The following is a 15,178-nucleotide window of genomic DNA, read 5'->3' on the forward strand; positions in this document are numbered from 1 at the left end:
TGTCGCTCGGGCATTCTCCGGCCTGAATTTCCTCTTGACTCGAACGTGTTCCCATTCACAGGCATGACCCATGACCCGGTCTCGATTTGGCTTCTTGAGTGTGGTTTTGATGTGGTCGTCGGCAAACGGTCTGGCGCTGGCCGACGCGTCGGCCCCCGCTGCCGGGGCGTCTTTGCCCGCGGCGAGTGCGGCTGCCACGGATCTCGCCCAGCAGGCTGAAGCGGGCGAGATCCAGGCACAGCTTGCGCTGGCCGAGCGTCTGGCCGGCGAGAACCGCTGGGAGGAGGCGGTGCGTTGGTATCGGGCTGCCGCAGAGCAGGGCAGCACGCAGGCCCAGCTGCAACTGGGCGATGCGATGCTGGCCGGGCGCGGCACCGTGCGGGATGAAGCGCGCGCCGTGCAGTGGTATCGCCAGGCGGCAGACCAGGGTTTGGCAACAGCGCAGGTTCGATTGGGGGAGGCTTATCTTTCCGGGGTTGGCCTGGCCCGCGACCCGATCCGAGCGGTCCAGTGGTTCACGCAGGCGGCCGAACAGGGCGAGCCGGTGGGGCAATTGCGATTGGCGCTGGCGTATGACACGGGGCAGGGCGTGGCGCGCGATGCGGCACGCGCGGTGCAATGGTTCACCCGGGCTGCTGAACAAGGCCACCCGCTGGCGCAATCCGCCTTGGGCGATGCGTATTGGCAAGGCGAGGGGGTGGCCCGCGACCCGGCGCAAGCCGTGCGCTGGTTCACTCAGGCTGCCGAGCAGGGGGACACGGAGGCACAGTTCCGACTCGGCCAGGCCTTGTTCCAGGGGGTCGGCGTGGCGCGTGATCCCGCGCTGGCGATCCAGTGGTGGCGCCGTGCCGCTGAGGCGGATCACCGCGAGGCGGCCTTTGAACTGGCCCAGACACTGGCTCGGGGTGAGGGCGTGCCGGTGGACAAGGTGGCCGCCGCGCGTTGGTACACCAAAGCCGCATTGCAGGGGGAGGTGCGGGCTCAGACTGCGCTGGGCATCGCCTACGTGGCGGGCGATGGAGTGCCGAAAAGCTTTGGTGAAGCGTTCACATGGCTATCCCGAGCAGCTGAATTGGGCGACGTCCGCGCGCAGCTGCTGCTGGGTCAACTCTACTATCGCGGATTGGGGGTGCCACAGAACTTCGAGCAGGCCTATATCTGGGTGGATGTCGCCGCTTCACGCTATACCGGCGACGGGCGTCTCGAAGTGGTTCGGCTACGCGATGCCCTGGCACGGCTGTTGAGTACCGAACAACTCATTCGTGCTCAGGGCCGCGCCCTGGAACTGGTGCGCAGCCACAACTGGCGCTAGGTCATCAACTGCGCCCCGGGGTCGTGGGCGCCGCGCTTCCGGGCAGACGGTTCAGATCCCAGAAGATACCGCTGATTTCCCGGGCCATCGCCTGAAACAGCAGCGGCTCGGCTTCCTTGAAGGTGAGCCGCAGCTTGCTCGCGAATCCCACCACCTGACTGTTGTACAGATCCCAACTGTCGGGTGAGGCGGGGGTGTGCCGGTCGATGAGCGGTGCCGATTCGATGTGGGTTTCGCTCAGGCCCAGTACCGTGTTGAGGTCCCGGAAGGCGCGATCGGCGGCAAGCCGATAGGCCTCGGCGGGTGGCAACGGCGGCGGAACCGCGGGCTGGCGCTCCCGGATCTGCAGATCGACGACCAGCTCATAGGTGTTGGTCTCGAAGTAATGCCCGGTCACGGCGCCGGTGACCGTTCCGACCAAGCCGCCGATCCCGGCGTTCTGGATCACCTCGTTGCGCCGTCCGACCGTAGCGGCGACCGCGGCCCCGCCGACGCCGGTGGCCAGCGCGGTAACGGTGGACAGGTCACGTACTTCCTTGCCGACGTACAACACGTTGTAGAGCAGCATGTAATGCGCGTCGGCGGGGTTGTTGGTCAAGCGGTAGCCACGCTCGGCCAGGCGCTGCAACAGCAGCGGATGCAGCCGGTCATTGGCGGACTGGATCGTGGAGGTGTTGGTCCCGACCACGTAGACGCGCCGCTGCGTCTCTGGGACGGGCGGGGCGACCGGTGGAATGAAGACGTTCGATGACATCCGCACTTCCAGGTTGACGCCTTCGACGGTCAAGCCGCTGGGGTCATCCTTTTTCGCGTTGCGTGTACAGCCGGCCACCGAAAGGGCGAGGACGATCAGGAGGATCGAATAACGCCATCGCGCACGGGGGGTGCGCGCTTGCGGGCGGCGAAATGAACCGGGGGTTACGCGGGGGATGATGTCGTTTTCGACCGGCATGGCATGGTTCACGGCAGTGGCAGGACCAGGTTCGGCTATCATACATTGGACGCGGAGCGAGCCAAGGGGTTGCCTCGCGGTCGACTTGAGCCCACGGCCGTCTTGAGAACTAAGCGAGGGAACGCACCATGCAGGCATGGTTGCCGGTGACCGTGATGATCATTTTGCTGCTGGGCGTGCTCATCCTGTTTGACATGCGTTCGGCCGATACCGAGGACGGTTCGGACGAGGATTTCGAAGAGGACGATAGCGGGCTGGAAAGCAGCTGGGATGCGTTTTTCCGCCAGCAGGACGAGCGCCGCAAGCGCTGAGGCGCCTCAGTCATCCGGCAGTCGGTAGCGATCCCCTTCGGCCGGACGCAGCACCGGCCAGCCGAGCGACTCCTCGATGTGCGCGGCCATCGCCGCGCGGGCATGGGTTTCGCCGTGGGTCACGAACACCCGCGTGGGTGGTTTGGACATTCTGCCAAGCCAATCGGTCATCTGAACATGATCGGCGTGCGCCGAGAGGCAGTGCAGTTGCCGGACCTTGGCGCGGATGGGAACCATGTGACCGTGGATCTTCACCGCGTCTGCGCCGTTCACGATGGCATCGCCACGGGTACCGGGTGCCTGGAAGCCGGTGAAGAGCAGCGTGTTGCACGTTTCGCGCGCAAACACCTTGAGGTGATGCAGCACCCGTCCGCCGGTCGCCATGCCGCTGGCCGACAGAATGATCATCGGGCCGACCTTTCCGGCGAGCGCCATCGATTCTTCGGGCCCTTCCACGAACGTCGCGATCTCGCCGAGGGCGCGGGTCTGGGCCGCATCCAGGCGATGGGTCTCGGGATAGGCCTGGAACACGGCCGTGGCCCGGGTTGCCATGGGACTGTCGACATAGATCGGCAGCGCCGGGATGGCTTTGGTCCGGCGCAGTTCGTGGAGCAGGTGCAGGAGAGCCTGTGCCCGGCCCACTGCAAACGCGGGAATCAGCAGCACGCCTCCGGCCCGGGCGACGTCATCGACCACTGCGGCGAGGGCCTGCTGCGGATCTTCATCGGGATGACGTCGATCCCCGTAGGTCGATTCCACCACCAGATCGTCGGTGGGTTCGAGCACCTCCGGCGGCGCCATCAGAGGATCGTCCGGCCGGCCCACATCGCCGCTGAACGTCACGGTGTGGCCATCACAGGTGACGCGCACCGCGCAGGCGCCAAGCAGGTGGCCGACGGGAGTCAGACGGACTTCGAACGGTCCGATGCGATGGGTCTTCCCTGTTGCAAGCGGCTTGAACCGCTCCAGACAGTTCATCGCATCGGCCCGGGTGAACAGGGGTTCGGCCGGGTGATGGCGGCTGTAGCCGAGGCGGTTGGCCAGACGGGCCTCTTCTTCCTGCAGATAGCCCGCATCGGGGAGCAGAATGCCACACAACGCGGCGGTGGCCGCCGAACAATGAATCGGACCCCGGTATCCCTGGCGGTGCAGCAGGGGCAGATAGCCGCTGTGATCGAGATGAGCATGGGTCAGAACGATGGCATCGAGGCCACCGAGCGTCGCGGACAGCGATTCCCAGTTGCGCCGGCGCAGCGACTTGACCCCCTGGAATAACCCGCAATCCACCAGCAGTCGATGCTTGCCGCTTTCCAGGAGATATTTCGAGCCGGTCACGGTTTCCGTGCCGCCCAGGAAGGTCAGTCGCATGCGGGTCTCCATCGCCGTGCCGGTATCGGCCGTCGTGGGGGCATGCTACCGGCTGGGCGGCCGCAAGGAAACGTTACTCGGTCGCCGCGGATTGGCTGACCTGGAGGTGCTGTTGGGGATCGAGCCGGTTGGGGCTGTCGCGCTCCGCCAGAAAATCGCCGATGTTGGCGATGGTGGTATCGGCAATGGCGGTGAGCGCTTCCTGGGTGAAGAACGCCTGGTGGCCGGTTACCAGCACATTGGGGAAGGATAACAGGCGGGCAAACACATCATCGGCAATGATCTGCTCGGACAGATTCTGGAAGAAAAGGTGTGATTCTTCCTCATAGACATCCAGAGCGACTGCGCCGATGCGGCGCTGCTTGAGCGCCTCGATGAGTGCGCTGGTGTCGATCAGGGCGCCGCGGCTGGTATTGATAAGGAGTGCACCGGGTTTCATCTGGGCCAGGGTGTGGGCATTGATCAGATGGTGGGTTTGCGGTGTGAGCGGGGTATGCAGGCTGATCACATCGGCGTTCTGCAGGAGGTTGGTCAGATCGGTGTACCGCACGCCCAGAGCCGCACACTCCGGGTCGGCAATGGGGTCGTGGGCCAGCAGACGGCAACCGAAGCCGGCCATGATCCGCGCGAACGCCCGTCCGATCTGTCCGGTCCCGACCACGCCGACCGTCTTGCCATGCAGATCCATGCCGAGCAGATTGTCGAGCAGGAAATTCCCTTCCCGGACCCGGTTGTAGGCCCGGTGGATACGGCGGTTCAGGGTGAGCAGCAGGCCCACGGCGAATTCAGCCACGGCCTCGGGCGAGTAGTGGCTCACCCGCATCACCGTGATCCCCAGCCGGTGCGCGGCTTGCAGGTCAACATTGTTGAAGCCGGTCGCGCGCAGCAGAACGAGGCGGGTGCCGCCCTCATACAGCGCGCCCAGCACCGGGGCGTTGAGTTCATCATCGACGAAACAGCACACCGCCGGATATCCCGCGGCCAGCGCGGCGGTATCGGTCCGCAGCGTGGTTTCCAGGAAATGCAGGCGGTAGCTTGGCTGGCGATTGGCAGCCTCCAGGAACTGGCGATCATAGGGGCGGGCACTGAAAACAAGAACACGAAACATGGTTGCGACCTAACGGATTCAGGATGAACGATTCTTATCATGTGCGTGCTTCAGAATCGAGTCGCGCGTGATTTGATGAACATCCGGAGGGGTGGCCGGCTGCGAGCGCGGCGCATGGCGCATGCAATTCCGGGCTGCCGGCACGTGCGCGCGGTGACGCGCCGCCCTTACGGTGTTCGGGTCGACACTCAAAGGTGAGGCGCACCGTCTGGTCGTTGGCCTGGATGCCGGATCGCTCGGTCCGGCGCGGCCGGCGCCATCCGCATCACGCCGATCGACCTGTCGGTCGCCCTCCGGCTGGGTCTTGGGTCTGGACCATTGGCGAGCACCGGGGCGTGATGTTCCAGCCGTCGAAGCCGAGGGGCAGCGCCGTCTGGGCACGATCGCGCCTGGGCGTGAGGCCGCCGGTCGGTGGGCACCCTTTTGGCCTGGGTTATCGGCGCAAATCGCATGCCGTTCCGGTTGCGATTCGGTGCCACGATATCGGCGAGGCCGTGATTGCAAAGCCGTCGCCTGCGTGTGTTAAGGTCGGTTGATTACTTTCTTTTACTTCACAATGGATTCGCAATGTCAACGATCGAGCCCGTTACCTCCGTCGAGGAAGCTGAAGCGCCATCCGAGCCGACCGATCTGACCCGGGCGGACCTGTATCTCAATCGCCATATCAGCCTGCTCGCATTCAACGAGCGGGTCCTGGCGCAAGCGCGCGATCCCGGCGTGCCCCTGCTGGAGCGGCTCAAGTTTCTGTGCATCACCAGCTCCAACCTCGACGAATTCTTCGAAACCCGCGTGGCGGGTCTCAAGGAACTGCAGGCGTACGGTGCCTGGCAGGTCGATGTCGACAACCGCTCCCCCGCTGAAACGCTCCGGCTGATCACGGCCAGGGCGCATGAACTGGTCGTGGAGCAATACCGGGTCCTGAACGAGGAATTGCTGCCCGCCCTGGCCCATGAGCAGATTCACTTGATTGCTCCGAAGCGCTGGACCAAGGCACAACGCGCGTGGGTGCGGCGCCATTTCGAGGAAGAGGTTTCGCCGCTGCTCAGCCCTATCGGCCTGGATCCAGCCCACCCGTTTCCCCGGATTCTGAACAAGAGCCTCAATTTCATTCTTTCGCTGGAAGGCAAGGATGCCTTCGGTCGCAACAGCGCGCTGGCGGTGCTGCAGGCGCCGCGGATCTTGCCGCGTGTGATTGCGATGCCGCAGGAGGTGGCGCCCAAAGGGCATTGTTTCGTCCTGCTCTCCGAGATTATCCGTACCCACGCCGAGGACCTCTTTCCCGGCATGCAGGTGAAGGGTTTCTATCCATTCCGGCTGACGCGCAACAGCGAGATGTTCGTGGACGAGGAAGAGGTCGACGACCTGCTGCGGGCCATGGAGGGCGAGCTCTCTTCACGCCGCTATGGCGATGAAGTACGGCTGGAGGTGGCACGGGAGTGCCCGACGGAAATGGTCGAGTTGCTGCTCAAGCAATTCGAACTGGAACACTCGGATGTCTATTCGGTGGATGGGCCGGTCAATCTGAGCCGCCTGATGGCCATGATCGATCAGGTGGAACGACCTGAGCTGAAATATCCCCCGTTCACGCCGGGATTGCCGCGCGAACTCGTCGGGGCTTCGGGCAGTGCCATGGGCAATCTGTTCGAAGTGATCCGCAAGGGCGATGTGCTGCTGCACCAGCCGTTTCAGTCCTTCATGCCGGTGGTCGAGTTTCTGCGTCAGGCAAGCCAGGATCCCCAGGTGCTGGCGATCCGCATGACCTTGTACCGAACCGGTGCCGATTCGGCCATCGTCGACCTGCTGCGTCAGGCGGCCATTCGAGGCAAGGAAGTGACGGTGGTGGTCGAGCTGCGTGCACGCTTCGACGAGGAGGCCAACATCAGTCTGGCGACCCGTCTGCAGGAGGCGGGCGCGCATGTGGTGTACGGTGTGGTGGGCTACAAGACCCACGCCAAGCTCACTTGGGTCGTGCGCCGGGAAGGGCGGCAGCTGCGCCACTATATGCACTTGGGTACGGGGAACTACCATGCCCGTACGGCAAGGCAGTACACGGACTTCGGCCTGTTGACCTGCAATCCCAAGATCGCCGAGGACGTCAATCACGTCTTCCTGCAGCTGACCAGCCTGGGCCGCGTCCCGCGCTTGCAACGGCTGTTGCAATCGCCATTCTCGCTGGTTTCCGGGCTGCTCGAGCGCATCCACCGCGAGATCGATCATCACCGCGCCGGGCGCCCGGCGGCGATTCGTTTCAAGGTCAACGGCGTGACGGATCGCGAAGTGATTCAGGCGCTCTACGAAGCCTCCCAGGCGGGCGTACCGATCGATCTGATCGTGCGCGGCATGTGCTGCCTGCGTCCTGGGGTGCCGGGCGTGTCCGAAACGATCCGTGTGCGCTCCATTGTGGGTCGTTTTCTGGAGCATCCGCGCGTCTATTACTTCGAGAACGGCGGGAAACCTGAGGTGTATTGCGCCAGCGCCGATCTGATGGAGCGCAATCTGCATCGGCGTATCGAAGTCGCCTTCCCGGTGCTGGATCCGGCGTTGCGCCAGCGCGTGATCGAAGAGGCATTGGACTATTACCTGCGGGACAACATGCAAAGTTGGCTATTGCAGGACGATGGAACTTACATCCGCGCCGATGTCGGTGATGAGGCGCCGTTCAGCGCCCAGGGGGCTTTGCTCAAAGCCCTGGCCAGCGAGGGCACGATCGGAATCGGTTGAGGGGAACCCGGGCGTCTAGTCGGTTTCGCCAAACGAAAGCGCGAATCCGGCTCGCTCCAGCAGGGCTTGTTCTTCCAGCAGATCAGCGTGCATGAGTGGGCGCAGCGTCAGGCCTTTCTTGGGAAAGTCCATGTGCAGGCCATCGGTCGTGGCAGTCAGCTGGATCGGCGGGGCGGGCTCGGAACCGCGGGCGCGATGGAGCAGCACCGCGAGCCGCAACACGATGGTCAGACGCAGCGCCGTCAGCCGCTGCTCGGGGGGCAGAACATTGAATTCGCGGCGGATGATCTTGCGCCGATGAAAGCGGACCAGCAGGCTGACCAGCGTCTGTGTGTTGCGGGAAAAGCCGGCCAGATCGCCGTTGGCCAATAGATAATGGCCATGCTTGTGATAACCGCTGTGGGATATCGCCAGACCGATTTCATGCAGCATGGCAGCCCAGCGCAAGGCGTCGATGTCTGGGGTTTGCCCGAGCGCCCATTGTTCACGCAGTTGGTCCAGGAAGCCCAGCGCGGTGGTGCAGACACGGCTGGCCTGGCCGCGGTCGGCATGGTAGAGCTGCGAGAGAGCCTCGGCCGTATGGTTGCAGACATCCTGGCGTCCCCGGCGTCCCGCGGCCAGTTCGTCAAGCAGGCCTTCGCGCAAGGCGCCGTCGCAGGGAAGCATGCGCTCGATTCCCAGCGCCGCGAACGCCGCGCTCAGAATGACGGCGCCGCCGGCAAACACCTGCTGACGTTCCGCCGCCAGATCCGGCAGGTTGAGCCGGTCCACTCGACCCGCGCGGATCAGGCGATCGCGTAGATCCGCAAGGCCGGCCGCATCGATGTCCGGTGTGTTGCGCAGCGTCTGCACCATCGCCGCGACCGCTCGGATCGAGCCGGAGGTGCCGATGGCTTCATGCCACCCGGCAGCGCGGAAGTTCGCGGCGACCGGCTGGAACTCGAGGCGTGCGGCGGTTTCGGCTGCCTGCCAGCGCTTGGCCGTGATGCGCCCGTCGCGGAAGAATCGCTGGCTGTAGGTGATGCAGCCCATATGCAGGCTTTCCATGCAGATGGGGTGAATGCCGTCTCCCAGTACGATTTCGCTGCTGCCCCCGCCGATGTCGAAGACCAGTCGCCGGTTCGCCGGGGGGCCCAGGGTGAAGCTCACTCCCCGGTAGATCAGGCGCGCCTCTTCCTGACCAGAAATGACTTCGATCGGATGGCCGAGCACCTGCCCGGCCTGTTCGAGGAAGTCGACGGCACGGAAACCGCGGCGCAACGTGTAGGTGCCGACGGCGCGGATGTGCTGCGGCGGGATGTCACGCAGGCGGTCGCCGAATCGGCGCAGTGTCTCCAGCGCCCGCTGCTGGGCCTCGGGCGTGATGGTTCCGTCGGCCCGTAGCCCGGTTCCGAGACGCACCATTTCCCGCAGCCGGTCGATGACCTGGATATGTTGGCCCAGACGGCGGGCGAGAATGAGGTGAAAGCTGTTCGAACCCAGATCCAGGGCCGCGAAATGTCCCGCGGGATCCCCATTTGGCGGGGCGGTAATGCCTTGAGGTAGCGGCTGTGGCTCCATGGACCATCCGAAGGTTGAGTCAGACGATGGATGAGCGCTCCACGGATCATCGGGATGGGACCGTGTTGGCGGTGGGTCAGGGATTCGAACCCTGGAAGGACTTGCGCCCTTGCTGGTTTTCAAGACCAGTGCATTCAACCGCTCTGCCAACCCACCGTGAGCGCGAAACTCAGGCAGCGCCAAGGATACTGAAATGCTCTGGTTGACCGCTACCTTGACAGGAACTTCTCTATTGGTCTTGAGTCTTTTAGACTGAAGACGGTTTCCATTTGCTTTCATCGACGAGGGATGCAATCCATGTCCACGCCTCGACCCCATGTTGTCCACGACACTTCGGTTCGTGTCGCTGATAACAAGCTGATTCGTAACACCTATACCCTGCTCGCCATGACGCTGTTGTTCAGCGCGGGAACGGCTGGGCTATCGATGATGCTCAACCTGCCGCATCCCGGCGTGCTGATTACCCTGGTTGGCTATTTCGGGCTGCTCTTTCTGGTGACCCGCTTGCGCAACAGCGCGTGGGGGCTGGCCGCCGTCTTCGGTCTCACGGGTTTTATGGGGCTGACCCTGGGCCCGATCCTGCAGGCGTATCTGACCATGCTTCCGAATGGCAGCCAGGTCGTCATGATGGCCATGGGCGGCACGGGCGCCGTATTCCTGGGCCTGTCGGGCTATGCGCTCAGCTCGCGGCGCGACTTCAGCTTCATGGGCGGCTTTCTGACGGCGGGCATCCTGGTCGCGTTCCTGGCGGGCCTGGGTGCGATCTTTTTCCAGCTTCCCGCATTGTCACTGGGCGTCTCGGCGATGTTCGTCCTGCTGATGTCGGGGCTCATTCTGTATGAAACCAGCAATCTGGTACACGGGCATGAGACCAATTACATCATGGCCACGGTGACCCTGTACGTCGCCATCTACAACCTGTTCCTGAGCCTGCTGCAACTGCTGGGCTTTGCGGGTAGCGACGACTAGGCCTCACTGGCTTCAACTGGAGGCTTCCCGGGCCGCGGCCCGGGAAGCCTTTTTCATGCACGGGTTCCGGGCGCGGTGAAGGCATTTTCCGACTGGTTCTCCAGCCCGTACCAGCGCAGTTTTTCGCGCAATCGGACCACTTCGCCGACGATGACCAGCGTGGGCGCCTTGAGGGCGGCGGCGCGCACCGCCTCGGCCAGATGCGCCAGGTCGCTCACCACGACCCGTTGCGCCGGGGTGCTGCCCTGCTGGATCACCGCTGCGGGATGATGCGGCGGGAGCCCGTGCGCGATCAGTGACGCACAGATTGATTCCAGTCCCTGCAAACCCATATAAATCGCCAGCGTCTGCATCGGTTGGGTCAGCGTGTTCCAATCCACGCCGAGCGCGGCGTCTTTTGGATGGCCGGTCAAGAAGACGCAGCTGTGCGCATGGTCGCGATGCGTCAGGGGAATGCCGGCATAGGATGCGCATCCGGCGGCAGCGGTAATGCCCGGTACGACCTGGAACGGGATGCCCTGGGCCGCGAGCTGATCGATCTCCTCGCCGCCCCGGCCGAAAATGAATGGGTCGCCGCCTTTGAGTCGCAGCACGCGCTTGCCTTCTCGAGCCAGGGCGACCAGCTGCGCGTTGATCTGGGCCTGCGGGACGACGTGATGGCTGCGCGCCTTACCGACGTAGATGCGCTCGGCTTCCTTGCGTACCAGCTCGAGGATTTCCGGCGTCACCAGCCGGTCGTAGAGCACGACGTCAGCCTGTTGCATCAGCCGCAGGGCGCGGAAGGTCAAAAGGTCTGGATCACCCGGGCCGGCGCCGACCAGGTAGACCTCACCGCGGTGTGGTTGCTCGCCAGAGAGCGCCGCATCCATCAAGGCATCAGCCTCTGTTTCCCGACCGTCCAGAACGCGCTCGGCGATGGGGCTATCGAGCGTGTCTTCCCACCAGCGCCGTCGGTCGGCGGGATCGGTCACCCGTTCGCGCACCTGTGCCCGCCAGCGCTCTGCAAACCGCCCCAAGGCGCCGTAGCGAGCGGGTAGCCAAGCCTCGAGGTGCGCCTTGATGCGGCGGGCGAGAATGGGTGAGGTACCGGCGCTGGAGATGGCAATCTGGACCGGGGAGCGATCTACGACCGCGGGCAGGATGAAGGTACATAGATGCGGCGCATCGGCGACGTTCACCGGGATGTTGCGGGCTCGGCAATCGTCGTGGACGGTGCGGTTGACCGCTTCGTCATCCGTCGCGGCGATGACCAGGCTGGGCGTGCCCAGGCGTTGTCCGGAGTAGTCGCCTACCGCCCAGCGAATGCGGCCTTGTGCCTCGAGCGCGAGGAGGGTCGGGTTTAGCTGGGGAGCGATGACCGTCACGCAGGCGCCTGCCTTGAGGAGGCCGTCGACCTTGCGGGCAGCCACCGCACCGCCGCCCACAACAGTGCAAGGCTCGGCGTCCAGTTTCAGAAAGACCGGATAGAACCCCATGTCTGCCACTCTCGGATAGAACAAACCGATCTTTTATACTACCTTATGAGGTGATCTTCTGCATAACGGCGAGTGTTGAGCGTGAAACTGCGACAGTTGCACTATATCCGGGAAGTGGCCAACCGGGGCCTCAATGTAACGGCTGCGGCCGAAGCCCTGTTCACCTCGCAGCCCGGTGTCAGCAAACAGATCCGCTTGCTGGAAGACGAACTCGGGGTCTTGATCTTCGAGCGCAACGGCAAGCATCTCACGCGCCTGACGCCGGCGGGCACGGCGATTCTCGCCATTGCCGGGGACATTCTGCAGGATGTGGAGAATATCGAGCGTATCGCGCGGGAGTATCGTGATCCGGCCCGGGGCAGCCTGCGCCTGGCCACCACCCACACCCAGGCTCGCTATGCGCTCCCCGCCGTGATCCCACAGTTTCGCCAGCGCTATCCCGACGTCGCCTTGCATATTCATCAGGGCACCCCGTTGCAGATTGCCGAGGCTGCCGCCAAGGGCGAGGTCGACTTCGCCATCGCCACCGAAGCCATGGAGCACTTCGAGGAACTGGTGATGATGCCGTGCTATCACTGGAACCGATGCGTGCTGACCCCACCAGATCATCCGCTGACCCGCGAAGATCCGCTTACCCTGGACGCCATCGCCCGTTATCCGCTGGTCACCTACGTCTTCGGATTCACCGGCCGCTCCTTGCTGGACCGGGCCTTTGCGGATGCGGGTCTGCAGCCCCAGGTGGTGCTCACGGCGGTGGATGCGGACGTGATCAAGACCTATGTGCGGCTGGGTCTGGGCGTGGGCATTGTGGCCCGCATGGCCTACGACCCCAAGACTGACGTCGATCTGGTCGCGCTTGATGCCCGCCATCTGTTCCGGCCCAGCACGACCCGGATCGGATTCAAGCGCGGCCTGATCCTGCGTCAGTACATGTACGACTTCATGCAGATGTTCGCGCCTCACCTGAACCGCAATCTGGTGGATCGCTGCGCCCAGCTGGCGACGCATGAAGAGCGCAACGCGTATCTGAATCAAGCGGTCGGCGATCTGCCTATATATTGATTTGTCTATTTTGATATAGAGATCAATTCCTTTTTATGCATATGAAATGTCCTTTAAACTAGCGATTCCATCGCCGGTGGCCGCCGGCGCGCAATGGCAAGGCAGGAATCGCAGCCATGTACCGTTACGATACCCATGATCAGACCCTGGTCGATGAACGCGTCACGCAGTTTCGCGACCAGACCCGCCGTTTTCTCGCCGGGCAGCTCAGCGAGGAAGAGTTCCGCCCGCTGCGGCTGCGCAACGGCCTCTATATTCAGCGCCATGCGCCCATGCTGCGCGTCGCCATTCCCTACGGCCTGCTCGGTGCGCGCCAGTTGCGCATGCTGGCCCATATCGCGCGCAGCTACGATCGCGACTATGGGCATTTCACCACGCGCCAGAACATCCAGTACAACTGGCCGGCGCTGGAGCGCGTACCCGACATCCTGGCCGATCTGGCCAGCGTCCAGATGCATGCGATCCAGACCAGCGGGAACTGCATCCGCAACGTGACCTCCGATCAGCTGGCCGGCATCTCTCCCGATGAGCTGGTCGATCCACGTCCGTACTGCGAGATCATCCGCCAGTGGTCGACCTTCCATCCCGAGTTCTCCTATCTGCCGCGCAAGTTCAAGATCGCGGTGACCGGCGCACAGCGCGACCGGACGGCGGCGCAGATTCACGACATCGGGCTTCAGATCGTCGAGAACGCAGCTGGTGAACGAGGTTTTCGGGTCTACGTCGGCGGTGGGCTGGGCCGGGCGCCGATGATCGGCGAGGTGATTCGCGAATTCCTGCCCGAGGCCGACTTGCTCACCTATCTCGAAGCCATCCTGCGGGTCTATAACCAGCATGGCCGGCGCGACAATATCCACAAGGCGCGCATCAAGATCCTGGTCAAGTCCTGGGGGCGCGAGGCCTTCGCCGAGGCCGTAGAGGCCGAATGGGCACGCCGCGACAGCGACGCCTTGCGCCTGCCGCCCGAGGAAGTCGCCCGCATCGCGGCCCATTTCGAGGCGCCGCCCTATGCGGCCGAAGCCGCAGCCGATCGCCTCGATCCGGCCCTCGAGTCCGATCCGGCCTTCGCCCGCTGGTATGCCCGCAACACGGTGCCGCACAAGATCCCGGGCTACCGCGCTGTGCACATCAGCCTCAAATCGCCGGGCCGCGCGCCGGGCGATGCGACGGCCGAGGAAATGATTCTCATCGCGGATCTTGCCGAGCGCTACAGCTTCGGCGAACTGCGCGTGACCCATCACCAGAACCTGCTGCTCGCCGACGTGCGCCTCGCCGATCTGCCGGCGCTGTGGCAGACGCTGAGCGCGCACGATCTGGCGCATCCGAACGTCGGGACGCTTACGGACATGATTGCCTGCCCGGGGCTCGATTTCTGCGCGCTGGCGAACGCCGGTTCGATCGACGTGGCGCATCAGATCCAGTCGCGTTTCGAGGATCTGGATTACCTCTATGACCTCGGCGAGTTGCGGCTCAACATGTCGGGCTGCATGAACGCCTGCGGACATCACCATGTCGGCCACATCGGCATCCTCGGCGTCGACAAGAAAGGCGAGGAGTGGTACCAGATCCAGATCGGCGGCAGCTCCGAGAACAGTGCGTCGCTCGGCAAAGTGCTGGGCCCGTCGGTCCCCAAGGAGCAGGTCGCCGAGGTCATCGGCCGGCTGCTCGCGGTCTATCTGGACCTGCGCGAGGAAGGTGAGCGCTTTCTCGACACCTGTCGCCGCGTGGGTATCGAGCCATTCCGCGAACGGGTCTACGCCGAGCTGGAGGTGGCGGCATGAGCGGCACCGTGTTGCACGTTGAGGGCCGCGTGCTGGAGGACGATGCCTGGATTCAGGTTGCCGATGACGCTGCATTGCCGGAAGGGCCGGTGCTGGTCAGCCATGCGCGCTGGCAGGCCGACCGCGAGGTGCTGCTGGCCCGCGCCGCGCCGGTCGGCGTGGTGCTGGGGCCGGATGAGCCAGTGGACGCGCTCGCCGCCGATCTGCCGCATCTCGCCTGTATTGCCCTGCACTTTCCCGGTCCAGGGGAAGGTCGGCCCTACAGCGCCGCGCGTCTGCTCCGCGGGCGCTATGCATACCGGGGCGAGCTCCGCGCGGTGGGCGCGGTGCTTATCGATCAGGCGCACTTCCTGAAGCGCTCGGGCTTCGATGTGCTGGCCTTGCGGGCCGATCAGGACGTGCCGGCCGCGCTTGCGGCGCTGCGGACCTTCTCGGTGCACTATCAGCCCGGGGCAGACGAACCTTTGCCGCTCTATCGGCGCCGCGCCGCGAGCTGAAGGCCCCCTCCGCCGGGCGGGGCAGGGTGTCGCATCCATGCCGCGTTCCCGGCCGGACATGC

12 protein-coding genes and 1 tRNA gene are annotated in these 15,178 nt (G+C 64.3%); 7 read left to right on the forward strand and 6 right to left on the reverse strand.

Annotated elements, in window-relative coordinates:
* Positions 1-100: 100 nt before the first annotated feature.
* The gene (locus E4680_RS04465) at positions 101-1,312 is read left to right on the forward strand and encodes an SEL1-like repeat protein (protein ID WP_240696123.1); all 1,212 of its coding nucleotides are present in this window, start codon (positions 101-103) and stop codon (positions 1,310-1,312) included.
* 4 nt (positions 1,313-1,316) lie between these two features.
* Here E4680_RS04465 and traT read toward each other — a convergent pair whose 3' ends face one another.
* Complete coding sequence (gene traT, locus E4680_RS04470) at positions 1,317-2,264, reverse strand: complement resistance protein TraT (protein ID WP_167792380.1); 948 nt, start codon at positions 2,262-2,264, stop codon at positions 1,317-1,319.
* 128 nt (positions 2,265-2,392) lie between these two features.
* Between traT and E4680_RS04475 the strand changes: the two genes are divergently transcribed.
* Positions 2,393-2,575, forward strand: a complete 183-nt coding sequence (locus tag E4680_RS04475) for a hypothetical protein (RefSeq protein WP_135281190.1) — start codon at positions 2,393-2,395, stop codon at positions 2,573-2,575.
* A gap of 6 nt (positions 2,576-2,581) precedes the next feature.
* On the opposite strand, the gene E4680_RS04480 is transcribed toward E4680_RS04475, so the two are convergent.
* Both E4680_RS04480 and E4680_RS04485 read right to left on the reverse strand, forming a co-directional pair.
* The gene (locus tag E4680_RS04480; RefSeq protein WP_135281191.1) at positions 2,582-3,943 is read right to left on the reverse strand and encodes an MBL fold metallo-hydrolase; all 1,362 of its coding nucleotides are present in this window, start codon (positions 3,941-3,943) and stop codon (positions 2,582-2,584) included.
* Positions 3,944-4,016: 73 nt separating this feature from the next.
* Positions 4,017-5,051, reverse strand: coding sequence for a 2-hydroxyacid dehydrogenase (locus E4680_RS04485; protein WP_135281192.1), 1,035 nt, complete (start codon positions 5,049-5,051; stop codon positions 4,017-4,019).
* 567 nt (positions 5,052-5,618) lie between these two features.
* On the opposite strand from E4680_RS04485, the gene ppk1 reads away from it, so the two are divergent.
* Positions 5,619-7,772, forward strand: a complete 2,154-nt coding sequence (ppk1, locus tag E4680_RS04490; RefSeq protein WP_135281193.1) for a polyphosphate kinase 1 — start codon at positions 5,619-5,621, stop codon at positions 7,770-7,772.
* Positions 7,773-7,787: 15 nt separating this feature from the next.
* On the opposite strand, the gene E4680_RS04495 is transcribed toward ppk1, so the two are convergent.
* Positions 7,788-9,332, reverse strand: a complete 1,545-nt coding sequence (locus E4680_RS04495) for a Ppx/GppA phosphatase family protein (protein ID WP_135281194.1) — start codon at positions 9,330-9,332, stop codon at positions 7,788-7,790.
* A 66-nt stretch (positions 9,333-9,398) separates the two neighbouring features.
* Positions 9,399-9,488 (reverse strand) — tRNA-Ser (locus E4680_RS04500).
* A gap of 141 nt (positions 9,489-9,629) precedes the next feature.
* Between E4680_RS04500 and E4680_RS04505 the strand changes: the two genes are divergently transcribed.
* Complete coding sequence (locus tag E4680_RS04505; RefSeq protein ID WP_135281195.1) at positions 9,630-10,301, forward strand: Bax inhibitor-1/YccA family protein; 672 nt, start codon at positions 9,630-9,632, stop codon at positions 10,299-10,301.
* A gap of 53 nt (positions 10,302-10,354) precedes the next feature.
* On the opposite strand, the gene cysG is transcribed toward E4680_RS04505, so the two are convergent.
* Positions 10,355-11,776 carry a siroheme synthase CysG gene (gene cysG / locus E4680_RS04510; RefSeq protein WP_135281196.1) on the reverse strand — a complete coding sequence of 474 codons (1,422 nt, stop codon included), beginning with the start codon at positions 11,774-11,776 and terminating at the stop codon, positions 10,355-10,357.
* Between the two features lie 81 nt (positions 11,777-11,857).
* Between cysG and cysB the strand changes: the two genes are divergently transcribed.
* The 3 genes from cysB (at position 11,858) to E4680_RS04525 (ending at position 15,116) form a co-directional block, all read left to right on the forward strand.
* The gene (cysB, locus tag E4680_RS04515; RefSeq protein WP_135281197.1) at positions 11,858-12,838 is read left to right on the forward strand and encodes an HTH-type transcriptional regulator CysB; all 981 of its coding nucleotides are present in this window, start codon (positions 11,858-11,860) and stop codon (positions 12,836-12,838) included.
* 116 nt (positions 12,839-12,954) lie between these two features.
* Positions 12,955-14,619 (forward strand): nitrite/sulfite reductase, encoded by a 1,665-nt coding sequence (locus tag E4680_RS04520; RefSeq protein WP_135281198.1) that lies wholly within the window; start codon positions 12,955-12,957, stop codon positions 14,617-14,619.
* Positions 14,616-15,116: a DUF934 domain-containing protein gene (locus E4680_RS04525; protein ID WP_135281199.1), complete on the forward strand. Its 501-nt coding sequence runs from the start codon at positions 14,616-14,618 to the stop codon at positions 15,114-15,116. The genes E4680_RS04520 and E4680_RS04525 overlap by 4 nt, the downstream gene beginning before the upstream one ends.
* Positions 15,117-15,178 lie beyond the last annotated feature (62 nt).

The organism is Candidatus Macondimonas diazotrophica (assembly GCF_004684205.1).
Taxonomy (GTDB): domain Bacteria; phylum Pseudomonadota; class Gammaproteobacteria; order UBA5335; family UBA5335; genus Macondimonas; species Macondimonas diazotrophica.

Bases quoted from the DNA above. Each gene is read 5' to 3' on its own strand.
- E4680_RS04505 (WP_135281195.1), top strand. From the start codon at position 9,630: ATGTCCACGCCTCGACCCCATGTTGTCCACGACACTTCGGTTCGTGTC.
- E4680_RS04520 (WP_135281198.1), top strand. From the start codon at position 12,955: ATGTACCGTTACGATACCCATGATCAGACCCTGGTCGATGAACGCGTC.
- E4680_RS04485 (WP_135281192.1), bottom strand. From the start codon at position 5,051: ATGTTTCGTGTTCTTGTTTTCAGTGCCCGCCCCTATGATCGCCAGTTC.
- E4680_RS04480 (WP_135281191.1), bottom strand. From the start codon at position 3,943: ATGCGACTGACCTTCCTGGGCGGCACGGAAACCGTGACCGGCTCGAAA.
- E4680_RS04525 (WP_135281199.1), top strand. From the start codon at position 14,616: ATGAGCGGCACCGTGTTGCACGTTGAGGGCCGCGTGCTGGAGGACGAT.
- E4680_RS04475 (WP_135281190.1), top strand. From the start codon at position 2,393: ATGCAGGCATGGTTGCCGGTGACCGTGATGATCATTTTGCTGCTGGGC.
- ppk1 (WP_135281193.1), top strand. From the start codon at position 5,619: ATGTCAACGATCGAGCCCGTTACCTCCGTCGAGGAAGCTGAAGCGCCA.
- cysG (WP_135281196.1), bottom strand. From the start codon at position 11,776: ATGGGGTTCTATCCGGTCTTTCTGAAACTGGACGCCGAGCCTTGCACT.
- traT (WP_167792380.1), bottom strand. From the start codon at position 2,264: ATGCCGGTCGAAAACGACATCATCCCCCGCGTAACCCCCGGTTCATTT.
- E4680_RS04495 (WP_135281194.1), bottom strand. From the start codon at position 9,332: ATGGAGCCACAGCCGCTACCTCAAGGCATTACCGCCCCGCCAAATGGG.